25 protein-coding genes are annotated in these 25,976 nt (G+C 62.4%); 16 read left to right on the forward strand and 9 right to left on the reverse strand.

Annotated features, from left to right (window positions below; genetic code table 11):
- The first annotated feature begins 42 nt into the window (after positions 1-42).
- The 3 genes from BLP76_RS19245 to BLP76_RS06335 are packed head-to-tail and all read left to right on the forward strand — an operon-like array spanning position 43 to position 1,590.
- Positions 43-534 carry a Panacea domain-containing protein gene (locus BLP76_RS19245; protein WP_170130488.1) on the forward strand — a complete coding sequence of 164 codons (492 nt, stop codon included), beginning with the start codon at positions 43-45 and terminating at the stop codon, positions 532-534.
- The gene (locus tag BLP76_RS06330; protein ID WP_139163705.1) at positions 488-1,189 is read left to right on the forward strand and encodes a hypothetical protein; all 702 of its coding nucleotides are present in this window, start codon (positions 488-490) and stop codon (positions 1,187-1,189) included. The genes BLP76_RS19245 and BLP76_RS06330 overlap by 47 nt, the downstream gene beginning before the upstream one ends.
- A gap of 14 nt (positions 1,190-1,203) precedes the next feature.
- The gene (locus BLP76_RS06335) at positions 1,204-1,590 is read left to right on the forward strand and encodes a RidA family protein (protein WP_092810719.1); all 387 of its coding nucleotides are present in this window, start codon (positions 1,204-1,206) and stop codon (positions 1,588-1,590) included.
- A gap of 9 nt (positions 1,591-1,599) precedes the next feature.
- Here BLP76_RS06335 and BLP76_RS06340 read toward each other — a convergent pair whose 3' ends face one another.
- Positions 1,600-2,964 (reverse strand): MFS transporter, encoded by a 1,365-nt coding sequence (locus BLP76_RS06340; protein ID WP_244514476.1) that lies wholly within the window; start codon positions 2,962-2,964, stop codon positions 1,600-1,602.
- Positions 2,965-3,482: 518 nt separating this feature from the next.
- On the reverse strand, positions 3,483-3,824 hold the full coding sequence (locus tag BLP76_RS06345; protein WP_092810725.1) for a DUF6455 family protein: 342 nt from the start codon (positions 3,822-3,824) through the stop codon (positions 3,483-3,485).
- A 214-nt stretch (positions 3,825-4,038) separates the two neighbouring features.
- Between BLP76_RS06345 and BLP76_RS06350 the strand changes: the two genes are divergently transcribed.
- The 4 genes from BLP76_RS06350 to BLP76_RS06365 all read left to right on the forward strand — a co-directional run bounded on the left by BLP76_RS06350 (position 4,039) and on the right by BLP76_RS06365 (position 6,967).
- The gene (locus tag BLP76_RS06350) at positions 4,039-4,347 is read left to right on the forward strand and encodes a hypothetical protein (protein ID WP_139163706.1); all 309 of its coding nucleotides are present in this window, start codon (positions 4,039-4,041) and stop codon (positions 4,345-4,347) included.
- A gap of 141 nt (positions 4,348-4,488) precedes the next feature.
- Positions 4,489-5,985: an Asp-tRNA(Asn)/Glu-tRNA(Gln) amidotransferase subunit GatB gene (gene gatB / locus BLP76_RS06355; RefSeq protein WP_092810729.1), complete on the forward strand. Its 1,497-nt coding sequence runs from the start codon at positions 4,489-4,491 to the stop codon at positions 5,983-5,985.
- 90 nt (positions 5,986-6,075) lie between these two features.
- Positions 6,076-6,405: a hypothetical protein gene (locus BLP76_RS06360; protein ID WP_139163707.1), complete on the forward strand. Its 330-nt coding sequence runs from the start codon at positions 6,076-6,078 to the stop codon at positions 6,403-6,405.
- A gap of 205 nt (positions 6,406-6,610) precedes the next feature.
- Positions 6,611-6,967 carry a hypothetical protein gene (locus BLP76_RS06365; protein ID WP_139163708.1) on the forward strand — a complete coding sequence of 119 codons (357 nt, stop codon included), beginning with the start codon at positions 6,611-6,613 and terminating at the stop codon, positions 6,965-6,967.
- Positions 6,968-7,548: 581 nt separating this feature from the next.
- Here BLP76_RS06365 and BLP76_RS06370 read toward each other — a convergent pair.
- From BLP76_RS06370 to BLP76_RS06380, 4 genes are read right to left on the reverse strand one after another with little or no spacing between them, the layout of a single operon-like run.
- Positions 7,549-8,655 carry a radical SAM protein gene (locus tag BLP76_RS06370; protein ID WP_170130487.1) on the reverse strand — a complete coding sequence of 369 codons (1,107 nt, stop codon included), beginning with the start codon at positions 8,653-8,655 and terminating at the stop codon, positions 7,549-7,551.
- Positions 8,652-10,403, reverse strand: a complete 1,752-nt coding sequence (locus BLP76_RS18555; protein ID WP_139163709.1) for a radical SAM protein — start codon at positions 10,401-10,403, stop codon at positions 8,652-8,654. The genes BLP76_RS06370 and BLP76_RS18555 overlap by 4 nt, the downstream gene beginning before the upstream one ends.
- On the reverse strand, positions 10,396-11,115 hold the full coding sequence (locus BLP76_RS06375) for a phosphodiester glycosidase family protein (RefSeq protein ID WP_092810737.1): 720 nt from the start codon (positions 11,113-11,115) through the stop codon (positions 10,396-10,398). The genes BLP76_RS18555 and BLP76_RS06375 overlap by 8 nt, the downstream gene beginning before the upstream one ends.
- 14 nt (positions 11,116-11,129) lie before the next feature.
- Positions 11,130-11,528 carry a hypothetical protein gene (locus tag BLP76_RS06380; RefSeq protein ID WP_092810739.1) on the reverse strand — a complete coding sequence of 133 codons (399 nt, stop codon included), beginning with the start codon at positions 11,526-11,528 and terminating at the stop codon, positions 11,130-11,132.
- A 553-nt stretch (positions 11,529-12,081) separates the two neighbouring features.
- Here BLP76_RS06380 and BLP76_RS06385 point away from each other — a divergent pair.
- From BLP76_RS06385 to BLP76_RS06400, 4 genes are all read left to right on the forward strand, one after another.
- Positions 12,082-12,543 carry a GNAT family N-acetyltransferase gene (locus tag BLP76_RS06385; protein ID WP_092810741.1) on the forward strand — a complete coding sequence of 154 codons (462 nt, stop codon included), beginning with the start codon at positions 12,082-12,084 and terminating at the stop codon, positions 12,541-12,543.
- 58 nt (positions 12,544-12,601) lie between these two features.
- A complete protein-coding gene (gene guaA, locus BLP76_RS06390) occupies positions 12,602-14,185 on the forward strand; it encodes a glutamine-hydrolyzing GMP synthase (protein ID WP_092810743.1) in 1,584 nt (527 codons plus the stop codon).
- A 343-nt stretch (positions 14,186-14,528) separates the two neighbouring features.
- Positions 14,529-15,476, forward strand: a complete 948-nt coding sequence (locus BLP76_RS06395; protein WP_139163710.1) for a hypothetical protein — start codon at positions 14,529-14,531, stop codon at positions 15,474-15,476.
- Between the two features lie 450 nt (positions 15,477-15,926).
- A complete protein-coding gene (locus tag BLP76_RS06400; protein ID WP_092810747.1) occupies positions 15,927-17,258 on the forward strand; it encodes a sodium-dependent transporter in 1,332 nt (443 codons plus the stop codon).
- 103 nt (positions 17,259-17,361) lie between these two features.
- Here BLP76_RS06400 and BLP76_RS06405 read toward each other — a convergent pair whose 3' ends face one another.
- Complete coding sequence (locus BLP76_RS06405) at positions 17,362-17,865, reverse strand: Lrp/AsnC family transcriptional regulator (RefSeq protein WP_092810749.1); 504 nt, start codon at positions 17,863-17,865, stop codon at positions 17,362-17,364.
- Positions 17,866-17,964: 99 nt separating this feature from the next.
- Here BLP76_RS06405 and BLP76_RS06410 point away from each other — a divergent pair, with 99 nt between their 5' ends.
- The gene (locus BLP76_RS06410) at positions 17,965-18,372 is read left to right on the forward strand and encodes a DUF2000 family protein (protein WP_092810751.1); all 408 of its coding nucleotides are present in this window, start codon (positions 17,965-17,967) and stop codon (positions 18,370-18,372) included.
- A gap of 188 nt (positions 18,373-18,560) precedes the next feature.
- Here the strand turns inward: BLP76_RS06410 and BLP76_RS06420 are convergent, their stop codons facing one another.
- Positions 18,561-19,460 carry an SDR family oxidoreductase gene (locus BLP76_RS06420; protein ID WP_092810755.1) on the reverse strand — a complete coding sequence of 300 codons (900 nt, stop codon included), beginning with the start codon at positions 19,458-19,460 and terminating at the stop codon, positions 18,561-18,563.
- Between the two features lie 94 nt (positions 19,461-19,554).
- On the opposite strand from BLP76_RS06420, the gene BLP76_RS06425 reads away from it, so the two are divergent.
- Positions 19,555-20,394, forward strand: coding sequence for a helix-turn-helix transcriptional regulator (locus BLP76_RS06425; protein WP_092810757.1), 840 nt, complete (start codon positions 19,555-19,557; stop codon positions 20,392-20,394).
- Positions 20,395-20,955: 561 nt separating this feature from the next.
- Positions 20,956-21,786, forward strand: a complete 831-nt coding sequence (locus tag BLP76_RS06430; protein WP_092810759.1) for a hypothetical protein — start codon at positions 20,956-20,958, stop codon at positions 21,784-21,786.
- Positions 21,787-21,801: 15 nt separating this feature from the next.
- Here the strand turns inward: BLP76_RS06430 and BLP76_RS06435 are convergent, their stop codons facing one another.
- On the reverse strand, positions 21,802-22,614 hold the full coding sequence (locus tag BLP76_RS06435; protein WP_092810761.1) for an IclR family transcriptional regulator: 813 nt from the start codon (positions 22,612-22,614) through the stop codon (positions 21,802-21,804).
- Positions 22,615-22,732: 118 nt separating this feature from the next.
- Between BLP76_RS06435 and BLP76_RS06440 the strand changes: the two genes are divergently transcribed.
- Together BLP76_RS06440 and BLP76_RS06445 are read left to right on the forward strand one after the other, a co-directional pair.
- On the forward strand, positions 22,733-24,292 hold the full coding sequence (locus BLP76_RS06440) for a M81 family metallopeptidase (protein WP_092810763.1): 1,560 nt from the start codon (positions 22,733-22,735) through the stop codon (positions 24,290-24,292).
- A 39-nt stretch (positions 24,293-24,331) separates the two neighbouring features.
- Positions 24,332-25,942 carry an ABC transporter substrate-binding protein gene (locus BLP76_RS06445; protein ID WP_092810765.1) on the forward strand — a complete coding sequence of 537 codons (1,611 nt, stop codon included), beginning with the start codon at positions 24,332-24,334 and terminating at the stop codon, positions 25,940-25,942.
- Positions 25,943-25,976: the final 34 nt, after the last annotated feature.

Raw genomic sequence — 25,976 nt, forward strand, 5'->3', positions numbered from 1 at the left:
TTTCTCGATCTCGCGGATCGACGAGGAGAGCTGCTGTCTTCTATGAAGCTCTTGAAGATACTTTATTTCGCTCATGCTTGGCATTTGGCCAAATATCAAGAGCCTCTTGTTGGTCAACCTTTCGAGGCGTGGAAGCATGGGCCTGTAAATAGAGCTGTATACGATCAGATAAAAGTATATAAAAATCAAAAAATAACTGGCCGGCTAAAGGTTATAGATGTTTTTTCTGGAGAGTTTGTGGATGCCAAGTGTGTTTTAGATTCGGAAAAATCCACATTTCTTGAAAATATATATTCATATTATTATAGTTTTCACCCATATAAGCTCTCTGATTTGACGCATGAGCCGGGCTCGCCTTGGGATACCGTCTGGAGAGCTGCGGAGGAGCGCTCGGTCCCGGGGATGTTGATACCAGATGCGTTAATCCTCGAGTGGTTTGTAAAGGCGCGGCGTACAATGTATGTTCGGGGGAACAAGGAGCGAACAGATGACTCGCTTGATTGCACCCCCATTGGCCGAGGTTATTCGAGCTGACACTACCAGCACGGAGACGGCAGTTGCGTCCCTTTTGGCTTTCTACGAAGGCCCGGATGGAGGGTTCAATTATCTCCGGGCTGTGAAGGTGACAAAAGCTGCCTATCGAGGGATGCATAAGCTTAAGGTGTTGTTGCAGGCACCTCCGTCTGAGCAGAATCGAGTTGGGTTTAGATTTAATCAAGAGGTTATCGAGTTGACCGCGCCGTACGCTTTCGGTCGCACAACTCAGGTATTTGACTTGTCTGCGCGCAAGTTTCCTTTCGGTGCCGGCCGCTTTGCATCATACAGGGTTCCTTTTTTCTTTGTTGAAAAAGGAGTTGTGAAGGTTTGTTATCTGCAGACTCGCAAGGGTCCATATTTAACGGCGGAGGATTATGGCGGCATGGCCGCTGTGCATTCCAGATATTTGATGGCGCAAGAATTTTACGGGGAAAAGATCGATGTTGAATACGTCGACGTCGGCGCAACCATCGAAGGTGGCCCGCGGGAACGTCGGCGGCTGACGTTGGCTAATTTGGACATTTGGCCAGCAGATCGTTTGGCGGATCATCTGAATGTGGTCGCGGAAGCGCTTGTTGCTATCGAAGCCAGGGGGGTGGCGCCAAAGCGTCGGCGGCCTCTTAAGGATGCTGAATTGCCGCTGTTTGACTGAGGCTGGTAACCACAATGCGCAAGAACATCTCGTCGGCGAGCCCGTTCGAGCCGATTATCGGCTTCTCGCGGGCGGTCAGGATCGGCAACCGCGTTCTGATCGGTGGTACGGCGCCGATCGGCGAGGATGGCAAAGCGTTTGCCGTCGGAGATGCGGCGGCGCAGACGCGCCGCTCGATCGAGATCGCCAGGATCGCGCTCGAAGAAGCGGGTGCGAGCCTTGCCGATGTCGTACGCACACGCATCTTTCTGACCCGCCGCATGGATTGGGAAGAGGTCGGTCGCGCCCATGGCGAGGCGTTCGGAGAGATCCGTCCGGCTTCGACGATGGTGGTGACCGCGGGGCTCATCGATCCCGACTGGCTCGTCGAGATCGAGTTCGAGGCGGTCATCTCCGAATAACCGGCACGCTCAGAGCTTGCTGAGGCCGCCGCCGCTGCCTGCGGCGGGGCTGGCGATATGGCCGCTCATCTCAGAGCCCGCATCATCCGGCAGGCGCAGGAAGAAGAGCATCGAGAGCGCGGAGACGAGCGCTACGCCGTAGAAGGCGAAGTGGAAGTCGCCGACCTCGATCCCGCCGCCGTGGCTGAGCATCGAAACTTCCAAGAGCGTGCCGCCGACGGCCACACCGGTCGCGAGAGAAATCTGCTGCGCCGTCGCCCACAGGCTCGTCGCATGGCTCATGCGCTCGTGGTCGATATCGGCGAAGGCGAGCGCGTTGAGCGAGGTGAATTGCAGCGAGCGGGCGAAGCCGCCGGCAAGCAGCAGCCCCATCATGACGAGCGCCGGGGTTTCCTCGGTGAAGAAGCCGATGACGCCGAGGAAGGCTGCGCCGATCAGCGTGTTGACCACGAGGACGGCGCGGAAGCCGAGGCGACGCAGGATGGGCTGCGCCAGAAACTTCATAAAAAGGGCGCCGGCCGCACCCGTGAAGGTGATGAGGCCGCTGTGAAACGGGCTGAGGCCAAAACCCATCTGCAGCATCAAGGGCAGGAGGAAGGGCATGGCGCCGACGCCGATGCGGAAGAGGGTGGCTCCGCCGAGACTCAAGCCGAAAGACGGTACGCGGATGAGGGAGAGGTCGACCACGGGATAGGCGACACGCCGCGCGTGGCGGAGATAGGCGAGAGCGGACACGCCGCCGGTGACGATCATCGCCTGCCAGGCGAACGCCGGCAGCACGCCGAGACTTGCGACGGAAAAGCCGAAGACGAGGCCTGAACTCGCGAGCCCCATCAGCACGACGCCGAGCGAATCGAGCGGGCGCGTTTCCTCCGATTTCAATTCCGGCACGAAGCGGAGCGCGAAGAAGATGCCCAGAATGCCGATCGGAATGTTGATCAGAAAGATCCAGTGCCAGGAGAAATAGGTGGTGATGAAGCCGCCGAGCGGCGGGCCGGAGATCGGTCCCAGCAGAGCGGGGATGGAAAACCACGCCATGGCGTTGACGAAATCGCGCTTTTCCACCGTGCGCATGATCACGAGGCGGCCGACCGGCGTCATCATGGCGCCGCCCAGCCCCTGCAGGAAGCGGGCGCCGACGAAGTTCATGAGCGAATTGGAGGCGGCGCAGGCAAGCGAGCCGATCATGAAGACGACGATCGCCGAGGTGAAAACCCGCCGCGCGCCGAACCGGTCCGCCGCCCAGCCGGAGACCGGGATGAAGATCGCAAGCGACAGAAGATAGACGGTCAAGGCGAGCTTGAGCGCGATCGGCGTGGTGCCGATATCGGCCGCGATCTGCGGGAGCGACGTGGAAATCATGGTCGCGTCCATGTTTTCCATGAAGAGCGCGACCGCGATGATGAGCGGGATAAGGCGGTGGGCGGGCATTGAAAAAGAAAGGCTGGGACGGAGGTCTTCTTCCCGCGTTTTGTCGCAGGGCGCAATCTTTTCAATGCATGGAGGGAGGACGAGAGGCAGCCCCGCGGGCTTTGACGGCGAGGGCGATGCCGCCGGCGGGCGGGCGCAGCGGGCCGCGAGAATCGGTCGGCGACTGCGGAAATCTCGCAGAGGTTGTGCCAACGATGCTGGTCAGCGATGCGCGATGGCGGATGTCTCGGTCGCCGGTCGCCGGTCGCCGGCCGCAGGTGGGGGGTCGGGCCGTTGCCTGTCTGACGCCTCAGACAGGGGCGGGCTCAAGCGGAATGGGCCCCAAGCTAAATGGGGCAGGCGGAGACGGAGCGGATCCTTGGCACGAGACCGAAGTCCCGAGCTCCCCCCAAGCCGCTCACGTCACCGCCTACCCCGGCCCCCATCCGTTGGGCGTATTCGCTTTGGCTGCCCTCCGAGGTTCAGGCAGAGGCGCCGAAGCGGACGCCACGTCGATCGATTGAGTGCCAGGCACTCAAATCGGCGCTTTCGGACCGGGCCTGTCTCGGGTCGCCGTCCAGCTGGGCGGCGAGTGCCTCGATAAGTTGCAGGTTCGGGCAAAAAACTGGCGCGTCCGCATTCTCACCGTCTGCAAGGTATGCTTCGCAAGGGCATACAGAGTCGCAGGTGATACAGCGGCCGAGGGCGTTGCGCGTCTCGTTGTCGCCGAGCATGTTCGTGACATCGCTCGGGCCCAAACCATAGATCGCCATCATTCGACGCATCCGGTTCAGGTGTTCGAGGTAGCGCTTCTTGAGTGCCATACTCGCCTCCGCCGTGCTGCGGGCTGCCCGCGTATGGCGAAATTATGGCCGCGGGCAAAGTCGAACATTGATCAGGATCAATTCGCCTGCCCTGCGCGCGTTAACTGAAAATTTACGATGACAGCAACTCGGCCGGGAACACTTCGCTCTGTTAACCATTTCCAGCTCGATTTGCCTCAATTTGGGCAAGGTTGATCGAGCGCTGGGGAGTTTCATGAGACGAGAATACTGGCGTACGGCGCGGCAGATGCTCGCTGTGGCTGCATTGTCCGCGGCGGCCATCGGAATGCTGGCGGCGAGCGTTTCCGCAGCCAGGGCCGCCGATCTCGATGTCGGCTATTATCCCCCGGTCGATCCGCAGCCGCAGGTGGTGGTGTGTCCGATCGGCGGGGAGACCGTGAAACTCTTCGACAAAGAGGGGCGGCCGACCGTTCCGGCGCGCACGCCGTATTTCTATTGCGCCACCGGCGAGACGCTCCTTCCCGGCGAGATCCCGCCTCCGCCGGAATATTGCTGCTACTGAGGTCTCTCCCCGGAGGCTGAGCCTTGCCGGGATGCCGGGTGCAGCCTTGCGATCTGGCGCGCGGCCGGCGGCGGGCGACTGGCCTCTTTCCTTTCGGCGAAACGGTGGTCTATAGCGGGCGCAACGCTGGAGCCTTTGCGAATGATCGCCGAAAACCGCAATACCAATCCCAAAAACCTCATCGCCGGTGCGACCGGTGACTGGGAAATCGTCATCGGCATGGAAGTCCATGCCCAGGTCGCTTCGAACTCGAAGCTCTTTTCCGGCGCCGCCACGGCGTTCGGAGGCGAGCCGAACGATCATGTGAGCCTCGTCGATGCGGCCATGCCCGGCATGCTGCCGGTGATCAACGAGGAATGCGTGGCGCAGGCGGTGCGCACGGGGCTCGGCCTCAAGGCTGAGATCAACCATCGCTCGGTTTTCGCCCGCAAGAACTACTTCTATCCCGATCTTCCTCAGGGTTATCAGATCTCGCAGTACGACCAGCCGATCGTCGGCGAGGGCGAGATCATCGTCGAGGTCGGTCCCGACAAGAAGGGCGAGTTCGAAGAGATCATGATCGGCATCGAGCGGCTGCATCTGGAACAGGATGCCGGCAAGTCGCTGCACGACCAACACGAGACGATGAGCTTCGTCGATCTCAACCGCTCGGGCGTCGCCCTGATGGAGATCGTCTCCAAGCCCGATCTCAGGTCGTCCGAGGAGGCCAAGGCCTATCTCGCCAAGCTGCGTTCGATCCTGCGCTATCTCCGGACCTCCGACGCCGATATGGACAAGGGCAATCTCCGGGCGGACATCAACGTTTCGGTGCGCCGGCCGGGCGAGCCTTTCGGCACCCGTTGCGAAATCAAGAACGTCAATTCCATTCGCTTCGCCGGGCAGGCGATCGAATATGAAGCGCGCCGCCAGATCGGCGTCATCGAGGATGGCGGCAAGATCGATCAGGAGACGCGGCTCTTCGATCCCAACAAGGGCGAGACGCGGTCCATGCGCTCCAAGGAAGAGGCGCATGATTATCGCTATTTCCCCGATCCCGACCTTCTGCCGCTCGAGTTCGACGCCGCCTATGTCGAGGCGCTGGCCGCCGATCTGCCGGAATTGCCCGACGACAAGCGCGTGCGGCTGATCCAGGCTTTCGGCCTGTCGGCCTATGACGCGTCGATCCTCGTCTCCGAGCGCGCCATCGCCGATTATTTCGAGCATGTCGCGGAGGGCCGCGACGGCAAGCAGGCGGCGAACTGGGTGATCAACGATCTTCTGGGCGCGCTCAACAAGGACGGACAAACGATCGAGGATTCGCCGGTTTCGCCGGCCCAGCTCGGCGAAATTCTCGACATGCTCAAGGAAGGGGTGATCTCCGGTAAGATCGCCAAGGACCTCTTCGAGATCGTCTACAGCGAGGGCGGCGATCCACGCGACATCGTCGAGACGCGGGGCATGAAGCAGGTGACCGACACCGGCGCCATCGAGAAGGTGGTCGACGAGGTGATCGCCGCCAACCCGGATAAGGTGGAGCAGGCGAAGGCAAAGCCGACGATGATCGGCTGGTTTGTCGGCCAGGTGATGAAGGCGAGCCAGGGCAAGGCCAACCCGCAGGCCGTCAACGCCCTGTTGAAGGACAAGCTCGGCATCGAATAGGTTGAGCTTGAAACGAGAGTGGAGCGGCGGCAAAGCCCGCCGTCCGCCTTTCCCGGGGGCGCATTTCATATGAACTCGCAGGCTCTCGCGATGACCGCGCGCTTTTGTTCTGTCATTGCATTCCTTCTCGGCGTGCTCATTTGGGCGGAGGGTGCTTCCGACCTAGTCCTCAACTTTCACATGATCGCCGGCGGCATTTTTCTCGCCGCGTTATGGATGTTGAGCCGCCGCCTGCTGCGGGCCAAGCCGCTGATTTCGGCGGCAGGTTTCATCCTCATTCCGTTCGTCGTCCTGGCCGGCATCGCGCCGGTCTTTCTTTTGATCGACGGGCGGGTGACGGGCGCAGCACATCTCGTGCTCGCGGTCGCCGCCATCGGTGTTGCAGAGATGGCCGCCAAACGGTTGAAGGTTGCCGCTTGAAACGAGATTTCGGACCGTCTGCAGGTCCGCTGCAAACCTCTTTCGCGCGCCCATATTTCCAGGGTCCATGTTTCCCGGGCTCATATTTCCCGCGCCCATGCGTCACGCGGACCAGATCGGCTTGCGCGCTTCGGCGAGCGGCGCGCACAGGCTTCCGGCACATACCGCTTCGACAGACACCACATTCTGAATTGGAGAGCGAACGATGACGAAAATGCTGATCATGGCCGCCAGGGTGTTGGCCCTCGTTGCCCTGGCCCTCGGGGCGGCTTGGTGGTTCGGTTATTACGAATTGCCCATCCATCTTCACATGACGTTCGGCGGGCTTTTCGTGCTGACCTTGTGGGCGCTGGCGCTCAAGGTGATGCCGGTGTCGAAGGGGGTGGCCGCGGGGGCTTTCCTGCTCGGTCTCGCTCTGCCCCTCGTCGGGCTGGCGCAGCTCCATATGCCGATCGCGAGCGCGCCCTGGCTCCTGAAGCTCGTGCATGTGGTGGTCGCCCTTGCCGCCATCGGCATCGCCGAAGCGGCAGCAAAGCGCGCCAAGCTCGTGTCAAATGCGTGACGGCGGGGAGTAGCGAAAAGTCGATGCGCGGGCATCGCGCGATCTCTGCGCGAGCGCTTCGGTTACTCTAAGGTTTTAAGAACAAAAAGGCGACTGCACTTGCGTGCAGCCGCCTCCACAATACCTGGACTGGAAGAGATTACTTCTTGCCGCCCTTACCGCCCTTCGGATCCTTCGGGCCCGGCTTCGGAGTATTTGCCATCGTCTCTATCCTGAAAGCATCGGCGGTGTTGGCTGGGCCGGAATTGGCCTTTAGAGCTCACCGTCGATAGATGAAATCTTGTTTTTGACTTGTGTCCGCGTTGAGGCGGAAATGCGGCGCAAATCCGGCATCGTGAAGGTAATGCCGCGACTTTGCGCCGGCGAATGAACGGGCCGAAGCGCGGGGGCGCCGGTTTGGAAAGCACTGCTGCGCATGCGAGCGAACGGCCGGTTCTCAGCCCTTCACGTAGCACGTGTTTTTAACGTAGCAGGTATCCTTCACGTAACAGGTGTCCTTCACGTAACAGGTGTCCTTCACGTAACAGGTGTCCTTCACGTAGCAGGGATCTTTGACGTAGCAGCTCGCGCGGACATGAAGGTCATCCGCCTCCGCAGCCGGTTGCGATGGCCCCGGTTCCGCGATCTGCTCCCGCCTGTGGCTTCGGCCATAGGCGCTCAGCGTGTAGGTCTTCTTCATCGTGGCTCCTTCGTTCGGCTGTGGCCAGCGGCTTGAAGGCGAGACAGCCGCCCTGGCAGATATCGAGGGTGCGCCATTTGCAGGTCTCACACGCCTTCCGGGTCGGGACCTCCCAGCGCAGCGTTTGGACCGTCTCTTCGATCGTCTCGACGATTTCCTTGGCGTCCGCATAACCGTCGATGCGGCCGAAGCTCAGATGCTTCAAAGGCCCGCAATAAAAAAGCTGAAGGCCGGGCGTCACGTCGATGGCGCCGGGGCAGGCGAAGGACAGGAATATCCCGGCCTCTTTCAGGCGTGCCAGACGCTCGTTGTCGACCGCGCAGACGGGAAGGCAGCAATCCGTGTTGAGGGCGATGCCGTCCTTCTGGCAGCGTTCGGCGATCTTTTCGAAGAGCGGCATCATCGCGGGCAGCGCCTCAAAGCCGACATGGGTGTTGGTTGCCGCGGAATTGGGTTTGGCGACGTCGACCCGCAGATGCCGCGCGCCATAGCGTTCCAGGAGATCGAAGACGAAGTCGACCTCCTGATCGGGCGCGAAGAGGTTGAGGCTGAGGCTGAACGGTTCACGCCCGCGGCCGCGGGCGATGATGTCGAGATTGGCGTTGAGCCGGCGCCACAGGCGCCCGCGATAGCTCAACGGATGGTTGATATTGAGCATCAGTCCGCAGGGCGTTTCGCCGAGGAATTCGGCGATCTGAGGCTCGAAGATGCCGTTGGAGAAAACGTTGACGGGCAGCGGCGCACCGTTCGGCAGAGCGAATTCGCGCGAGCGGGCGATTGCAAGGAGCTCACGAAAGCGCGGGTGCAGCGTCGGTTCGCCGCCGAGCAGGTTGACGCTGTCGCGAAGCCCCGTGGCGACGAAATCCCGCCCGTAACGCAGGGCGAGGCGGAAATTCTCTTCAGAGATGATGTCGTGACCGCCGCGCTCCGCCGGGCGGGCATTCAGGCTGCCGGCGAAGAAGCAATAGGCGCAGGTGAGGTTGCAGCGTTCGATGAGGAGGAGGTTCATGCCAACACCTCGCCGAAGAGGGCCGTGCAATAGCGCCTGAAAAGCGATCCCTGGGGTTCGTCGATGAAGCGCCAGAAGAGCTCTTCCACCAATTCGCGGCTGAAGCGGCATCGTTCGGTCCCGCGCGCGGGATCGGAATCGACGAGGACGGAGACGCCGATATTGGTGCAGCCGTAATGGGCGAGGCTTGCGGCGGGACACGAGCCGCCGCAGAAGGCGAGGATGGGGCAGGCGGCGCAGGAAACCGCGTTGCCGGCCTCCGCGGCACAGGCGTTCGGATGCTCGCAGAAAAGATCGGGATCATAAAAGCTCGTCACCTGCGGGCAGGTCTGTTCCAGCGGTGCGTCGAGCAGACGCCGCGTGCAGTCCGGGGCGGCGACATCGCCGATGAGATAGCGGTCGATGAGGTCGCGGTGACAGGCAAAAGCGCGGCCCGTCGGATCGACGGCGAAATAGATGTCGCCCATGCCGCAGGTCTGGCGTTCGCCGCCGCGGGCCACGCGGTGAAGGAGCGAGGTGACGGGTCCGAAATCGAAGATGCGGCCCGTCCAGTCATAGAGGTTCAGCACCGTCTCGAAGGCGTCGAGATATTCCCGCTTCAAGATTGCCGGATCCGGTGCTGCGACGCCGGCAACCCGTCTGCCATGGGCGACGTCCTGCATGGGGATGAAGGAGGCGGCGCTCAGCCCCCAGGCGGCATATTTCTCGATCGATCGGCGCACGGCGCTCTGGTTGTGATCGCTCACCGTGGCGCGCAGGCCGACGCGCACGCCGGCATCGAGGAGCCGCCGCAGCCCGTTCTCGACCGTCTTGCCGCTCTTTGAATGGTGGCCGGGGAAGGGGCGCTGCCAGTCGTTCACCTCCACAGGCGGATCGAAGGAGAGCGCGACACGAACATCGTAGGCTTTGAAGAAGGCGATGAGATCGTCGTCGATCTGCGTGCCGTTGTCGTCGATCGCGAAGCGGATGAAGATCTTTTCGCGGGCGGCATAGGCGCTGAGGTATGCGGCCGCGTGACAAAGGAAGTCGCGCACCTTGCCCTTCAACGATGGCTGGCCCCCGAAGAACACGACGTTGAGGCATCCAATGCCCCAGCGCTGGCGGATGTAATCGACAAATGTGCGGGCGAAGGCCGCAAGCGTCGCCTCCGACATGACGCCGACGGCTTTTTCGGACGGCTCGGCCGGCGCGTTATCCATCACATGGCAGTACCGGCAGCGCAGATTGCAGGCGTCGGTGATGAGGAGCGACACTTCCACGAAGGGGGCCGAATCCGGTGGAGCGAAGGTCGACCAGGGCCTGGTGCCGTCGCGACGGAAGATCTCCAGCTTCTCGTCCAGGTCCTGGCGGAAGGCGGTTTCGCGCGCCCGCATCGCCGCGTCGTAGCCGCGGCGCACTTGGCGGATGCAGTCTGCGGCCGGCTCGGGCGGGGCGAAGAAACGCTCCTCCTCGAACGCGGTGAGATAATCCTCCGCCTTTCTCGGGACGGCGGCACGGAACGCCTCCTCGTCGAGGCCCCGTCTGAGCGCAAGGACGTCGCTCTCGTCGGCGTCGAAGACGAGGTAGCGGGAAACCGGCACTTCGCAATCGTTGAACAGCGCAAAGCGGCCCGTGCGAAAATCCCGGATGGCTTTGACGCCGGGCGCGAAGACGAGCCGGCGCGGACTGGCGCCACCCGGAAAGGCGACAGCTGGGGAGAGGGCGGCAGTGGAGGCAGTGCCGCGAGAGGCCGCAAGCGTTTTATCCATAACCGATCACCCAGCAGGGGATGGAGCTGTCATTGCCCCCTTTCACGAGGACCTTGTCGTTGACGGCAAGCGAGGTGGAGCCGCCCCCGTCGAGGAAGACCGCGTCGGTGACGCCTCTCGCCTGCATGGCGTCCGCCATTTCGGCGGGCCTCATGCCCTTATGGGCGGGGGTTTCCTTTTCGGTTGCGACGAAGACGAGAAGCCGGCCGGATGTGTCGATGCCGAGCGCCGGCCGCGAGGTTTTGCGGATCGCATCGTCGAGGAAGAACTGGCCGGAATTGTCTTTCAGCGTCGCGCTACCGGCGACATTCTTGCCACCGGAGAGCAGACGCCCGAGACCGCCCAAAGCTGCGTGGTAGGTGGCGCGGTAGCTGGCTTCGAGGTCTTTGGGGGCCTCCGGGAGCAGGGCGCGCTCATAGATCGTCGGCTGGTCGAAGAGGGTGATGGCGAAGCCGAAGCGTTTTCTCGCTTTCGGTTCTGAGGTGAGATGGAGATGGCCGGAAAGCGTCAGGACGTCTCCGAGAAGCCGACCGGCGTAGAAGAAGGTGCCGTTGATGGCGAAACTCTTGCCGGTCTTCGCCTTGCGATGCGCGAGGGCTGCGGCCGAGGCGATGCCGCCCCTGCCGACATGCACGTCGATCTTGAAGCTGGCACCCGGCTTGTCGATCCAGAGGAGGTGGCCGGTTTCCGGGATGTGGGAATGATCGAGCATCTTTTGCACCTCACTCACTCTTTGGGCAGGGTGGCGAGCATCCGGCGATAGCGGTCCGCCAGCGCTCTCCAGGCTGACTGGTCACCCTCCTCGTGGACGACATGGAAGGTGGCGATCTCGGTAAACTGGCGCACCAGATCGCGGCAGAGCGGCTTTGCATCCTTCAGATCGTGCCGGAGGAGGTTGGCGATCTCGTCGTAGAACTGTGTGAGGGCGACGACTTTTCCGGCGTCATCTTGCCGGCCGAGGGCGTTCATCAGCTCCTGGGTCTTGTCGGCGGCGACACTGCCCTGGGCGACGAAGTTGTTGATTTCACTTTGCGTCGCCGTGCCGGTAACGATCCTCGGATATGCGTCTTTTATCGCAAGAAGGATCTTGCAGGCATCCCGAAAGAGCGTCTGAGGCGCCGTCATGGCGTCCCTCCCTCGATGAATTCTCATCGTTCAGGTCGAGCTCGTCTCTCTGGAAAGAGTAAAGTCTAACTTCGGACGCAAAGACGACTTTGCGGCGTGCTCGCATTGCCTGAAAATGTATCATAATTATTGTATTCGTTCATGTGTTTGCTGTTGCGGCCAGTCGCCGCGTTGGGGGCTGGTGCCTGCGGAGCCGCTCCCCGCAACTCCCCATCGCTTGAAAGGCGGCGGTGCGGCGGGCCCGTCGTCAGTGACCGCCATGAGTGACCGCCGTGAGTGACTCGAGCGGCCGGAGGCCGTGTGTCTGGCACGCTGTGAGACCGGGTGCCTCACGGACCGTGCGAACGCTCTCATCTTGTGCAATCGGGGATGTTGGCTTCGGCCGGAATCGGCCTTAAGCACGCGCGGGACCCGACGGGCTGCGCGGTCTGAACGAGATCGTGCGGTCGTCGGCGGGGGCGGGGGAACGCATGTCCCGCTCAAGCTGTCGTGCGCAGATCGCACTTGCATTCGTGACTGCGCTTGCATTCGAGAAAGAGGTTGAGCGACAGGAATGTCTGGACTTTCTATCCGCCGAGCCAAACGGGGTGATCTCGCGGCGTTGATCGCCATCTTTGCGGCCGACGACGTTGGTGGCCATGGCGATACGCTGCATCCTGCGGCCTTGCCGTCCTACCAGAAGGCGTTCGAGGAGCTGGCCGACAGCCCGGACGAATGTCTTTACGTTGCCGAACAAGACGGTGAAGTGGTCGGCACCTTTCAGCTCGGATTTCGCTATTCGCTGCCCGATCGCGGTGCCCTGAAAGCCACGCTCGAAGCCGTGCAGGTGCGCCCCGCCGAGCGGGGGCAGGGGATCGGCGGCAAGCTCGTGCGCTTTGCCATCGCCGAGGCGCGGCGCAAGGGCGCGCATTCGCTCTCCCTCACGTCGAACAACGCCCGCCGCGACGCGCACCGCTTCTATGAGCGCCTCGGGTTTCAGAACACGCATCGCGGCTACAAGCTTTTTCTGGACTGAGGCCTTCTCCGGCGATTGGGTTATTGAGCTCGCGCGCACATGCGCCTAAAGGCGTGCCATGAAAGAGCATCCCTCCGAACAGCACGATACGCTGCTCATCATCGACTTCGGCTCGCAGGTCACCCAGCTCATTGCGCGGCGGGTGCGCGAAGCCGGCGTCTATTCCGAAGTCGTGCCCTTCCAGAAGGCCGAAGAGGCGCTTAAGCGGCTCAATCCCCGTGGCATCATCCTTTCGGGCAGTCCGGCGAGCACGACGGAAATCGACACGCCGCGCGCGCCGCAGGCGATCTTCGAGGCCGGCCTGCCGGTGCTCGGCATCTGCTATGGCGAGCAGACGATCTGCCGGCAGCTCGGCGGCGAGGTGGAGCTTTCCGACCATCGCGAATTCGGCCGCGCCTTCGTCGAGGTGAAAGAGGCCTCGCCGCTCTTTGAGGGCGTGTGGGACAAAGGCTCGCGCTACCAGGTGTGGATGAGCCACGGCGACAAGGTGACGGCCATCCCTGAGGGCTTTCGCGTCATCGCCGCCTCAAGCGGGGCGCCCTTTGCCGCGATCTCCGATGAAAGCCGCAAGATCTACGGCGTGCAGTTTCATCCCGAAGTGGTGCACACGCCGGACGGGGCGCGGCTGATTGCGAATTTCGCGCACAAGGTCGTGGGCCTCAAAGGCGACTGGTCGATGGCGGCCTTCCGCGAAGAAGCGATCTCCCGCATCCGCGAGGATGTGGGCTCCGGCCGTGTCATCTGCGGGCTTTCCGGCGGCGTCGATTCCTCGGTCGCGGCGGTTCTCCTGCACGAGGCGATCGGTGATCAGCTCACCTGCATCTTCGTCGATCACGGGCTGATGCGCTTGGGCGAGGGCGAGGAAGTCGTTTCTCTCTTCCGCGACCATTACAATATCCCGCTCGTGCATGTGCGCGCCGAGGACATCTTCCTCTCCGCACTCGAAGGCGAGGCGGACCCGGAGACGAAGCGCAAGACGATCGGGCGCCTCTTCATCGAGACCTTTGAAGCCGAGGCGGAGAAGCTTGCCGCCGACGGGCGCAAGGCGCCGGAATTTCTGGCGCAGGGCACGCTCTATCCGGACGTCATCGAATCCGTTTCCTTCACCGGCGGGCCTTCGGTGACGATCAAATCGCACCACAATGTCGGCGGCCTGCCGGAGCGGATGAACCTCAAGCTCGTCGAGCCGCTGCGTATGCTCTTCAAGGACGAGGTGAGGGCGCTCGGGCGTGAGCTTGGACTGCCGGAGAGCTTTGTGGGGCGCCATCCTTTCCCGGGGCCGGGGCTCGCCATCCGCTGCCCGGGCGGCGTGACGCGCGACAAGCTCGACATCCTGAGGAAGGCCGATGCGATCTATCTCGACGAGATCCGCAAGGCCGGGCTCTATGATGCGATCTGGCAGGCCTTTGCCGTGCTTTTGCCGGTGCAGACCGTCGGCGTGATGGGCGATGCGCGCACCTATGATTTCGTCTGCGCGCTCCGCGCCGTCACCTCGGTCGACGGCATGACGGCCGACTTCTTCCACTTCGACATGGACTTTCTGGGCGCGGCCGCAACGCGCATCATCAACGAGGTGAAAGGCATCAACCGCGTCGTCTACGACGTGACCTCGAAGCCGCCGGGAACCATCGAGTGGGAGTGAGGGGTAACCCGAGCAAGAAGACAGAGCGGCACAGGATATTTTTTTAATTATCCATAGCACGATCCCAATCGCCCTGACCGTTTTAGGCAACTCTCTGGGTCTTCGTGGTGTAGTGTCCGAGTTTCTGTGAGTTAGTGCTGCCGGCAGAAGTTTTTGGCAGTGTTTCCAGTAGTGTCTTTCAATTGTAAATGAAAGCCCGAGGAGGCTGCCGCTAGCTGGAATGGCTGAAATTGACGCCAGTTTTCTGCCACTCAATGCGCTACTTTCCCTGTAATGTAAAGATTAGAGGCGCTTTATTCTTTTGTGTTGAGCGTTTCGGTTCGCTCTGCGTCAGGGATTCTTAATGAGCGTTTGGCGCCCCGTGACAGACAATCTCTCGGGCTATCTGTTTAGTCTGAGCGATTCACTTCGTCTCGCCGAGGCTCAAAATCCCGATATGTTGGTTTCAGTACACCGCGGTACAATGGTCCTCGCGAGTGATTACTCTGGTCAACATAAGGAAGCGAGCCACGAAGCTTATTCCTTCCTTATTACGACTGATGAGGCGCTGATCCGCTGGCTGCCCTCCTTGAGTGAGTTTCGCGGACAATGGCTACCGGATGGCCGGCGCATTTCGTTCAAGAAACTCAATGAACCTGTCCGTTGGCGGGCGCTTCCAGCTTTTCTCGAAACGGTAAGCGAACTAGAGGGCAATCTTATAACGATCCTTGTTGATAAGCGGGTAGGAAGTTTTATGTCGGGCGGTCCTGAAGCAACTGTAGAAGCGTTTCCTGACTGTTTTGATGCTCGCATTAAGAAAGGAACGATAGAGAAGATGTTCCGCCTTGCGAGCTTTGTTGCCTTGATCTTGGCGGGATTTCGTCACCAGAAGCAGGTTTCGAATTGGATAAGTGACCATGACGAAGCGCTTGATAGTCATGATAAGCGAGAAAAATTTGCGCGCTTGGCTACGTATCTTACATTTGGCCTTACAGGCTGGCGGCAGGCGGCCGATCATCTCTTCGCTACTACAGAGTCACATATGGCGCCCTATTGGTCGGAGGATGTGGCAGCGGTAGCAGACCTCGCCGCAGGCGCCTATTGTCAGTTGAGTGGCTATTTGCCTGCATTCGTGGGCAGGGAGACTTGGCGAATGAGACTGAATCCAAGCAGTATCGAAAATCGGCGTGCGAGTGCGATTGGCAATTGGCTGGCCGAAAGTCGAGGTTCCCTCAAGCATGCGCTACTTCGGTTGGAACAGGATAGCGAGGGTGAGGTTCGGGCATCGGCCCAGGCATTCGTTGGTCGTTAAATTGGCTCTCAGGAGCGACGAACGTGCCGATCTTGCGCGTTTGCGTCCGTGCTCACGCGGCGAGGATGTGGGCTGACGGTCCTTTTGTGCGCCTTCGGGCTTTTCGGATGTCTGGCTCGAGGGATGCCGGCAACCCGAGTGAGAAACGGCTAACGCCGCCGCATGCGCACACCCCCGCATGCGCCGACCGCCAACCCTTTGGAAAGCCGACCCTGGGGCGACGTGCCGAATCGTCGCATTCGCGTGAAAATGTCCCTCGAGAGTGGGGATCGGCGAAATTTTTTGGTTTCGATTATCGACTTTCGCCTCCGGAGAGGGTTTTAAGTCCGCCAGCCTGAGCCGGTGAGGCGAAAGCCCGTCCTTCCCTGCACCGGCACTCATCCACACGAGAGCATTCGTGCCGGCCATGCGACGGCCGGTCGGCATGCGAAAACCCGACAGGATCGATTCATGGACGCTCCGAGAGAAAAGTGGCACTCCCGCATCGGCTTCATCGTCGCCGCTGCCGGCTCCGCCGTCGGCCTCGGCAATATCTGGAAGTTTCCCTATATCACCGGCGAGAATGGCGGCGCCGCTTTCCTTCTTCTCTATCTGGCGATCGTCTTCACCATCGGCCTGTCCGTCCTGCTTGCCGAGGTGGCCATCGGCCGGGCCGGTCAGACCGACGCCCTTTCGGCCTTCAAGGCGCTCGGCCACAAGGGCTGGACCGTCGTCGGCGCGATCGGCCTCACCATCGCCTTCCTCATCCTGTCTTTCTATTCGGTCATCGCCGGCTGGACGATCGCCTATGTGATCAAGTCGGCCGACGGCGCATTCAGCGGCCTGGATATCGGCGCGGTCGGCGATTCCTTCGTCGGCTTCATCTCCGACCCCTGGCAGCCGTTGATCTACCAGGCGGTGTTCGTCGTTCTGACCGTCTTCGTGGTCCTGAAGGGCGTGGCCTCCGGCATCGAACGGGTCAGCAAGATCCTGATGCCTGTGCTGTTCCTCATCCTGCTCGCGCTCGTCGCGCGCTCGCTGACCCTGCCGGGTGCCGAGGAGGGGCTTCGGTTCTTCCTGTCGCCGGACTTTTCCAAGATCGACGGCACCGTCTTCATGGCCGCCCTCGGCCAGGCCTTCTTTTCGCTCTCCATCGGCATGGCGGCTATGCTGACCTACGGTTCCTACCTCGACCGCGGCACGCGCATCGGCCGTTCCGCCTGGTACATCGTCTCCCTCGATACGATGGTCGCGGTGCTGGCCGGCCTCGCCATCCTGCCGGCGGTGTTCGCCTTCGGCCTCGACCCGGAGGCCGGTCCGGCGCTCACCTTCATCACATTGCCGACGGTGTTCCAGGCCATGCCCGGCGGGGCGATCTTCGGGCCTGCCTTTTTCGTGCTCCTGCTGATCGCGGCGCTGACCTCCTCGGTCTCGCTGTTGGAGCCGCTCGTTGCGGTGTTCTGCGACCGTGGCTTCGGCCGGGTGCCGACGACCATCGGCATCGGCGTCGTCACCTTCCTGCTCGGCGTCCCGTCGTCGCTGTCGCAAGGGATCTGGGCCGACTACAAGCTGTTCGGCATGGGGTTCCTCGATCTCCTCGACTTCCTGACGGCCAACATCATGCTGCCGATCTCCGGCCTGATGGTGGCGATCTTCGTCGGCTGGGTGATGGGGCCGCGGGCCGCCAACGAGGTGACCATGGACGGTGAGCATCCCGGCATCCTCTTGACGTTGTGGATCTTCATCCTGCGCTTCGTTGCGCCGATCGCGATCCTGGCGATCCTCATCAACGGGCTGATGTAGGGACATCGAGCCTTACCTGTATGACAGGCGAGGGGACGCGACAGGCGCGCCCCCTTGCGGACCGGATATGTGTCGGTCGCCGGCCCGTCCGCGTGATCGACGATTACTGGTCGTCCGCGACCGGGCTCGGTCCTCGCTCGAGATAGGTCGATAAAGCGATGTAGCTGCGGGTGCCCTTGAAGCCCTCGATGGAATGGATGCGCTCCAGAAGGTCCTCCAGGGCCTGCGTGTCGCGCGTCCTCACCTTGAGGAGCATGGCGCTTTCGCCCGTGACCGTGTGGATCTCTTCCACTTCGGGAAGCTCCTTGAGCGCCAGGAGATGGCGCGTCACCGCCCAGCTCGTCGTGTCGACATGCACGAAGGCCAGAAGGGGTCTTCCGAGCCTTGAACCGTCGAGAACCGCGACATTTGCTTTGATCACGCCATCCTGCCGCAGACGCTTGACGCGCTCGTGCACCGCCGGGGGCGAGAGGTGGAGCAGCTTGCCAAGCTCCGCATAGCTCCGCGTGGAATCCTCAGCCAAAAGACCTAACAGGGTTCGGTCCTTGTCGTCCAAACGGGCCGGGGCTGCGAGCCGCGGCCGAACGTGGTTCGTATCTTTCGTCATGGCCCGGAAAGCCTTTGGTTTGGAATATCATTCGGGATTAGAGAGGAAGCATCTTACCCAATATAATGGAAACTGCTTCTCAGCCGAAGGAAATAAGGCATGTTTGACACAAAGGTCGCCATTCTGGTGCTGGACGATCTCGCGACCTGGCAGAAGCTGAACGTCACCGCGTTCCTTGCCACCGGGGTTGCCGCTATGGCGCCGGAGGCTATGGGCGACCCCTATGAGGATGCGGCGGGACGACAATTCGCCAGTCTCCTCGGGCAGCCGATGCTGATCTTCGCGGCGGGAGAAAGCGAGCTCAAGCGCGCCCACCGCATTTCGGGCGAGAAAGGGCTTCTCACCGCCGCCTATGTCAGGGCGATGTTCTCGACGGGCCACGATGCGGCGAACCGCGAGGCGTTTAAGGCCGAGCCCGCCGATGCCCCCGATCTCGTCGGGATCGCGATCCGCGGTCCGAAGAAGGACGTCGACAAGGCGATCAAGGGAGCGAAGCTGCATCCTTGATCGACGCCGCGGCCGTCGCCTTACGCAACTCTTTGCCTTCGTGACCTTCGCCGTCCTGGCGTCGCTGGGCGCGACGCCAAGACGGTTTTGCGCAAGGCGAGGAGCCTGCCGAGCTCGATCCCGCCGGCATGACGGTCGGCGCGGCATCGATCATCTTCATGCCGCGAGACGGCGAGGGCGTTCCTCGATCAACCGGCGCTGGCCGCGTAATCCATGCGAGCGAGGTTTTCCGAAAGCGTCGGGCCAGTCGGCCGCCAGCCGAGCCGTTCGCGGGTGAGGGCACTGGAGGCCGGCATGTCGAGACTGGCGAAGCCTGAGAGCCACCCAAAATGGGTCTCGGCCTCGTTCTTCGTCACGGATCGGACCGGCACATTGAGGCCGGCTCCGATCGCTTCAGCTATGGCGCGCATCGGAATGGCTTCCTCGGCCACGGCGTGCCAGCGGATGCCCGGCTCATGACGGTCGAGCGCCAGGACATAGAGGCGGCCGACGTCTTCGACGGCGGCGGCGCACCAGCGGTTGCTGCCCTCATCCATATAGGCCGAGACGCCCTTTTCGCGGGCGAGGTCGATCAGTGGCGAGATCAGGCCCTGTTTGACGGGGTCATGGACCTGGGGCAGCCGCACGACGCCGACGGAGACGCCCCGTTCCCCGGCGGCGAGGCCCGCGAGCTCGCTCTTGATCCGGGGCAGGGGATGCTCCCGATCAAAGACATCCTCGCGGGCGAACTGTCCCGGCCCGGGACTGCCCATACCGATGGCCGAGGTGATGAGGAACGGACGATCCGAGCCGGCAAGCACGTCGGCGATTGCCTCGATCACCCGCCGGTCCTTGTCGCAATTCTCCGCATAGCGCGCGAAATCGTGGTTGAATGCCGTGTGGATCACGGCGTCGACGCCCTCGGCGCCCTTCGCCAGCGTCGCCGGGTCGTCGAGATCGCCGCGGTGGACCAAGGCGCCAGCCTCCTGCAGCCGGCGAGCGCCCTCTTCGGAGCGGGCGTTGCCAAGTACCTGGTGTCCCTCCGCAAGCAGATTGGGCAGGATTCGCGAGCCGATAAAGCCGGTTGCACCAGTCAGAAATACACGCATCAGGGTCTTCCTCTTTGAGAGGATGCGTATTTCGTGGGCTGTCGGTACCTGTTAAAGTAGTGAGCTTATCATGGTATAATCCACAACAGGTTCGATGGTGCCCGACGACACGCCAAACCCGCTCGGCATGTATCTGCGCGATCGCCGCACCCGGCTCGATCCGGCGTCGTTCGGCTTCGTCGGCGGCAGGCGCCGCACGCCCGGATTGCGCCGCGAGGAGGTCGCCGCTCGCGCGAACATCAGCACGACCTGGTACACATGGCTCGAACAGGGGCGCGGGGGCGCGCCCTCGGCCGATGTGCTCGACCGGATCGCCAAGGGGCTGATGCTGACGGAGCCGGAGCGCGAGCACCTCTATATGCTGGCCCTCGGCCATCCGCCGGAAGTGCGTTACCAGCCGGTCGAAGGCCTCACCCCGCGGCTCCAGCGCGTGCTCGACGCGATGCCGCTCAGCCCCGCCATTATCAAGACGGCTCTATGGGACGTGGTCGGCTGGAATAGGGCGGCAGCGGCGCTTTTGACCGACTATTCCAAGCTGCCGCACGAGGGACGCAACATCCTCCGCCTCATGTTCGGCAGCTCCCGCGTGCGGGACAAGCAGGAAGATTGGGAAAGCGTCGCTCGCTTCGTCGTCGGCGCGTTTCGGGCGGATGTGGCACGAGCGGGGGCGAGCGGCAGCGCCGAGGTGATGCGGCTCGTTGCCGAGCTATGCGAGATGAGCTCGGAGTTCGAGGCGCTGTGGCGGGACAACGACGTGGTCGCGCACGGCGAGGGCGTGAAATGCATTCATCACCCGGAGGCCGGACTGCTCGATCTGGAATTCTCCTCTTTCGCCGTCGAGGGGCGGCCCGAGCTCGGCATGATCGTCTATACTCCCGCATCGCCCGCGGACGCAGAGCGCTTGCGAGTGCTCATCGAGGCGAAAGCGACCTGATCGGATTGCAGCCGCCTCCGGGCAAGGTCGGTAAGGTCGGCCGGGATATGGCGCATATCCGTCGGGCGCGTGCCGCTCGACCTGCCGACATATCGATATGCCGAGATAGGTCGCCAGCTCCTCCGGCGTGCCGGCGGGAAACGCCTGCCCGACGCTCAAGAAACGCCAATATGCGCGGGCTGAGACGTCTCCTCGCGGATAGAGCGTCCGCAGGCAGTCGCTGGCATATCGACATCGCCCCAGCTCACCTATGTGCTAGCGCAGGCGGCGCGGCCGACCAGGCTCTCATCCGCGTCCAGATTGGTCTGGGTTAAGATGTTTGTGTGATCTAATGGGGAGTTGGATTTGTACTATAGTTAACATTAAATAATAATTGAATTTTGTAAAGTTTATCGGAATGATGTTTCCCGTCTACATGGGGTCTCCCGTGATGTGGCGGGTGGTGATGTCGGAGTTTGCGTTTCGTCGAGGTCATCGCCTCTCGTGGGTTGCCGTTCCGAGAGTTGCCCTTTCGAGAGTTGCCGAGGCGAGGGGCGGGCGTTTTTCGGCGCGTTTTCTCGCATGTTTCGCCTGACAAGCGGCCGGGCCGGGGCGGGGGTCTCGCGGTCGAGTGCCCTGCTTGCCGGAAGCTTCGTCGTCGTCTCGCTCGCCTTGTCTTTCCTCGTCGGCAATTCTCTTGCCCTTGCTGGTGCGTGGACGCTGCAGAAAGGCGCCGGTCAGGTGATCGGGACGTTGGTCTTTTCGCAAAGTCCAGGCGACCTCACGGGCGGCCTCTACGGCGACACGAAAACGGAATTCACGCTCTTCACCGAATATGGCATGACGCGCGACCTGACTTTGATTGCAGTACCTGGTTTTCGCCGCGCCTCGGTCGGCGCTTCGACGAGCAGCGGGCCGGGATATTTCGATTTCGGTGCGCGCTATCAGGTCTTCAGCAAAGGCGCGGCGGTCGCATCCGTTCAGGGGATTGCGCGCATTCCAGGCGCCTCGGATCCCAACGTGTCCGCCAATCTCGGCCACACCAACGCCGAATATGATCTGCGCGGGCTTCTCGGCTACGGCTTCAAGCTCGGCGAAAACGAGGCATTCGTCGACATTCAGGCCGGCTACCGGTACCGCACGGCCGGGCCGGCGGACGAAGTGCGGGCCGATCTTTCCGTCGGCTACCGCTTGCGGCCGGACCTTCTCCTCATCGGTCAGTCCTTCAATACGGTGAGCGTCGGAGAGGCGCAGGGCGGCTTCCGACGCGTTCGAGAGCACAAGCTGCAGGTGAGTGCCGTCTACGACATCAACGCGCGCCTCTCCGTGCAGGCCGGCAGCTATGCGAGCGTCTATGGAGAGAACGCGCTCCGCGAGCGGGCCGTCTTCTCCGCCGTCTGGGTCCGCTTCTGAGCTTTCTGAGGTCCCTCAGAGACTCCCCATGATCGCCCGTGCCGCTTCCATTGCGAGCGGAGAGGCCCGTTTGACGAAATCCTCGGGCGTCCATTCCGACAACGATCCCGCGACGTGGATGGCGCCGAGGGGGATGCCATCACCGCGCGAAATCGCCACGCCGAGCGCAACTTCGCCGTGGAGAAATTCCTCCACGACCAGGGCATAGCCGTCGGTGCGGGCCTTTTGGATTCGCTCCATGATCGCGTCGGGTTCGACGACGGTCTTGGCCGTGTATTTGTGCAAAGGCGTGCGCATGACGATGTCGCGCGCTGCCTCGTCCGAAAGGAGCGACAGGAGGGCCCGGCCGCCCGACGTGCAATAGGTCGGCACGCTGTGACCGACGAGGGTGGCATGGAAGGTCTCGCGTTTGCTCTGCATGCGCAGCGCGTAGACGAGGCGGGTTTCGTCATAGAGGCTGAAGTCGACGCGCTCGCGGACGGTCTTGCGCAATTCCAGGAGCACGGGCGTTGCTTTCTGCACCACGGGGTCGAGCCTGAGCACGTCGAGTGTGTGGTCGAGAAGGCGGATGCCGGGGAGATAGCCGTGATCGCCGGGACCGCGCCGCAGATATCCGAGCTTTGAAAGGGTGTGGACGAGGCGTTGCGCGGCCGACCTGTCGATGCCGGCGTGAAGTGCGATCTCGGAAAGGCTGAGTGGGCCCGGCGCGTGATGAAAGGCGCTCAAAACCTGCATGGCCCGACCGGCAGCGCGGACGAAGAGGCTGTCGTCCTCATAAGGGAGGGAATCGATCGGCTGGGTGGGGTCGGCCCGGAAGCGCTTATTCATGGATAGCTTGACGGCTCGTTCAAGGGGGGTACTATGATCGTTGTGCAATATAGTTGTATTGCATAGCGATACACAACCTCTTTTAACGGTGTGTGCCGATGGGTTGGGGCAAGCAGAGATGACGTTCAGGGTCGCGGTCGCCGGTTTCCTCCACGAAACCAATACGTTCGCTCCGGTTCGGGCGGATCTTGAAGCTTTTCGGGTCGGCGGCGGCTATATCGGGATGACGCGGGGCGCTGCGCTTCTCGATGCGGCGCAGAGGGTCAATCTCGGCATTGCCGGTGCGCTCGATGTTGCCAGGGAGCAGGGCTGGGACGTGGTGCCGACGCTCTGGGCCGGGGCAATCCCATCCGGCTATGTGACGCGCGAGGCGTTTGAGACGATCGCCGGTGAGATCGTGCAGCGGATTTCCGAGGACGGGCCTCTCGACGGCGTCTTCCTCGACCTCCACGGCGCGATGGTGGCGGAGCATCTCGACGACGGGGAAGGCGAGATCGCCCGCCGCGTCCGTGCGGTCGTCGGCGATGCCGTTCCGATCACATCGGCGCTCGACCTTCACGGCAATATTTCGGCGGCCTTCGTCGACACCGTCGACGCGCTCGTCGCCTTCCGCACCTATCCGCATGTCGATATGGCCGCGACCGGCGCGCGGGCGGCGCGGCTTCTTCATCGGATGATGGAGACGGGCAGGCGGCCTGCGAAAGCATTCCGGCGCATGTCCTATCTCGTGCCGATCCCGTTTCAGGCGACGGACATGGCGCCGGGGGACGCGCTTTACGCCGAGATCGACGCGCTGGAGCGGGAGGGGGTTCTGTCGGCCTCGCTCTTCATGGGGTTTCCGGCCGCTGACATTCCAGATTGCGGCCCGACGGCGATGGCGTTTGCGGCGACGCAGGCGGAGGCTGAGCGTGCCGCCGACCGCATCGCGGCCGCCTATGAGGCGGCCGAGCCGCTCTTCGACAACCGCACTTTTATGGCCGAGGAGGCCGTGGCGGAGGCTGCGCGTATCGCTGCAAGCAAAGGCGGACCGGTCGTCATTGCCGATACGCAGGACAATCCCGGGGCCGGCGGCGTTTCGGCGACCACCGGGATGTTGCGTGCGCTCATTGCTGCGGATGCCCAGAACGCCGCGATCGGCCTCATCGTCGATCCGGCGAGCGCGGAAAAGGCGCATCAGCTCGGCGAGGGGGCGACGGCGCATTTTGCGATCGGCAGTCATCCCGGGGTGCCTGGCGACCAGCCGGTCGAGACGGAGGCGGTGGTGGAGTGTCTGTCCGACGGCCGGGTTCACGCGACGGGCCCCTATTACGGCGGCGGACGGCTCAATCTCGGTGCCTCGGCGTGCCTGCGCATCGGCGGCGTGCGCGTCGTGGTGACAAGTGGCATCGCGCAGATGGCGGACCGCGAAATGTTCCGTTTCGTCGGCATTACGCCGGAGGAGCTGGCGATGCTGGTGGTGAAAAGCTCGACGCATTTCCGGGCCGATTTCGCGCCCATCGCGTCAGGGATCCTGGTGGCGATTTCGCCCGGCCCCATGCCTTTCAATCCTGCCGACCTGCCGTTCACGCGGCTTCCGGCCGACATGAAACTCTTCCCGAACGGACCCCTGTTCGGAGAAGCAAGCGCCGCAAAGGCGCATTCCGACCCAGGCGGGGAGAACATCGCTGCGGTCCAATAACGAAAACGCATCAACAGATCGAATCCGAGAGAGGGATGTATGCAGAGCTTGAAACCACTTTCTTGCATGAAGCGTAGCCTTGCTGCCGCATTTGTTGCGGGCGGGGTGCTGTCCGCACCCGCTGTTGCCAACGCACAGGACGATGGCAAGACCATTACGGCGGTGATGCATTCGGGCCTGCGTGTGCTCGATCCCATCATCACGACCGCCCACATCACCCGCGATCACGGCTACATGATCTATGACGTCCTGACGGCCGTGGACGACAATTTCGAACCCCACCCACAGATGGCGGATTGGGAGATCTCCGACGACAAACTGACCTACACCTTCACCCTGCGCGACGGGCTGAAGTTCCATGATGGGGCGCCGGTCACCGGCAAGGATGTCGTCGCTTCGCTTAACCGCTGGGGCAAGCGCGATTCCGGCGGTCAGATGATCTTCGACGTGACGGAGAGCCTCGAGGCGCCGGACGACAAGACCCTTGTGTGGAAGCTCTCCGAGCCGTTCCCGCCGCTGCTCGGCGTCATCTCCAAGCAATCGGCCGTGCCGCCCTTCATCATGCCCGAGCGGGTGGCGGAGACCTCGCCGGACGAGCCGATCACCGAATACATCGGCTCAGGGCCGTTCGTCTTCAATAAGGACAAGTACGAGCCGGGTGCTTCGGTCACCTACGACAAGTTCGAGGATTACGTGCCGCGCGACGAGCCGCCCTCGTGGATGGCCGGCGGCAAGAAGGTCAATGTCGATCACGTGGTCTGGACGACGATGCCGGACAATCTGACTGCGATGAATGCGCTCGCGGCGGGGGAGATCGACTATCTGGAGCAGGTCCAGGTCGACCTTTTGCCGGTGATCGAGAATGCGCCGAACGTGACGGTGGAAATGGGTGATCCGCTTGGCTTCGTCACGATCGGGCGGCCGAACTTCCTGCATCCGCCCTTCGACAACAAGAAGGTGCGCCAGGCGGCGCTTCTGGCGCTGAGCCAGGAAGACGTGCTCGCTACGATGATGGGCTCCGACAAATACTACAAAGTCTGCGGTGCTATCTTCGGTTGCGGGACGCCGCTCGGTGACGAATCCGGCTCCGAGCCGATCACGTCCGGCGCGCATCCGGAAGAAGCCAAGAAGCTCCTGGAAGAAGCCGGTTACGACGGCACGCCGGTGGTGCTCATGCAACCGACGGATGTCGTCAGTCTGAGCAACCAGCCGGTTGTCGCCGCGCAGGCGCTCCGCCAGGCTGGCTTCAACGTCGACATGCAGACCATGGACTGGCAGTCGGTCGTGCAACGGCGCGCGCAGCAGAATCCTCCCTCCGAGGGCGGCTGGAACATCTTCTTCACGAACTGGATGGTGCCGGAGATCTCCGATCCGCTCATCAACGTGATGTTGAGCGGCCGTGGCGACGACGCCTGGTTCGGTTGGCCGGAAGATCCCGAGATCGAAAAGCTGCGCGATGAATTCGCCCATGCGGAAGATCAGGAGGCGCGCAAGGCGGCAGCCGTCGCGATGCAGAAGCACGTGATGGACAATGTGAACTACATCCATCTCGGCGAATACAACATGCCCCAGGCGCGGCGGAATTCGATCCAGAACATGATCCCGTCGCCGGTTCCGGTCTTCTGGAACATGACGAAAGAGGCGGAGTAATCCACCTTCGGAGACGCGCCTTTGCGCGCGTCTC

It is taken from the genome of Afifella marina DSM 2698 (assembly GCF_900102695.1).
GTDB lineage: Bacteria > Pseudomonadota > Alphaproteobacteria > Rhizobiales > Afifellaceae > Afifella > Afifella marina.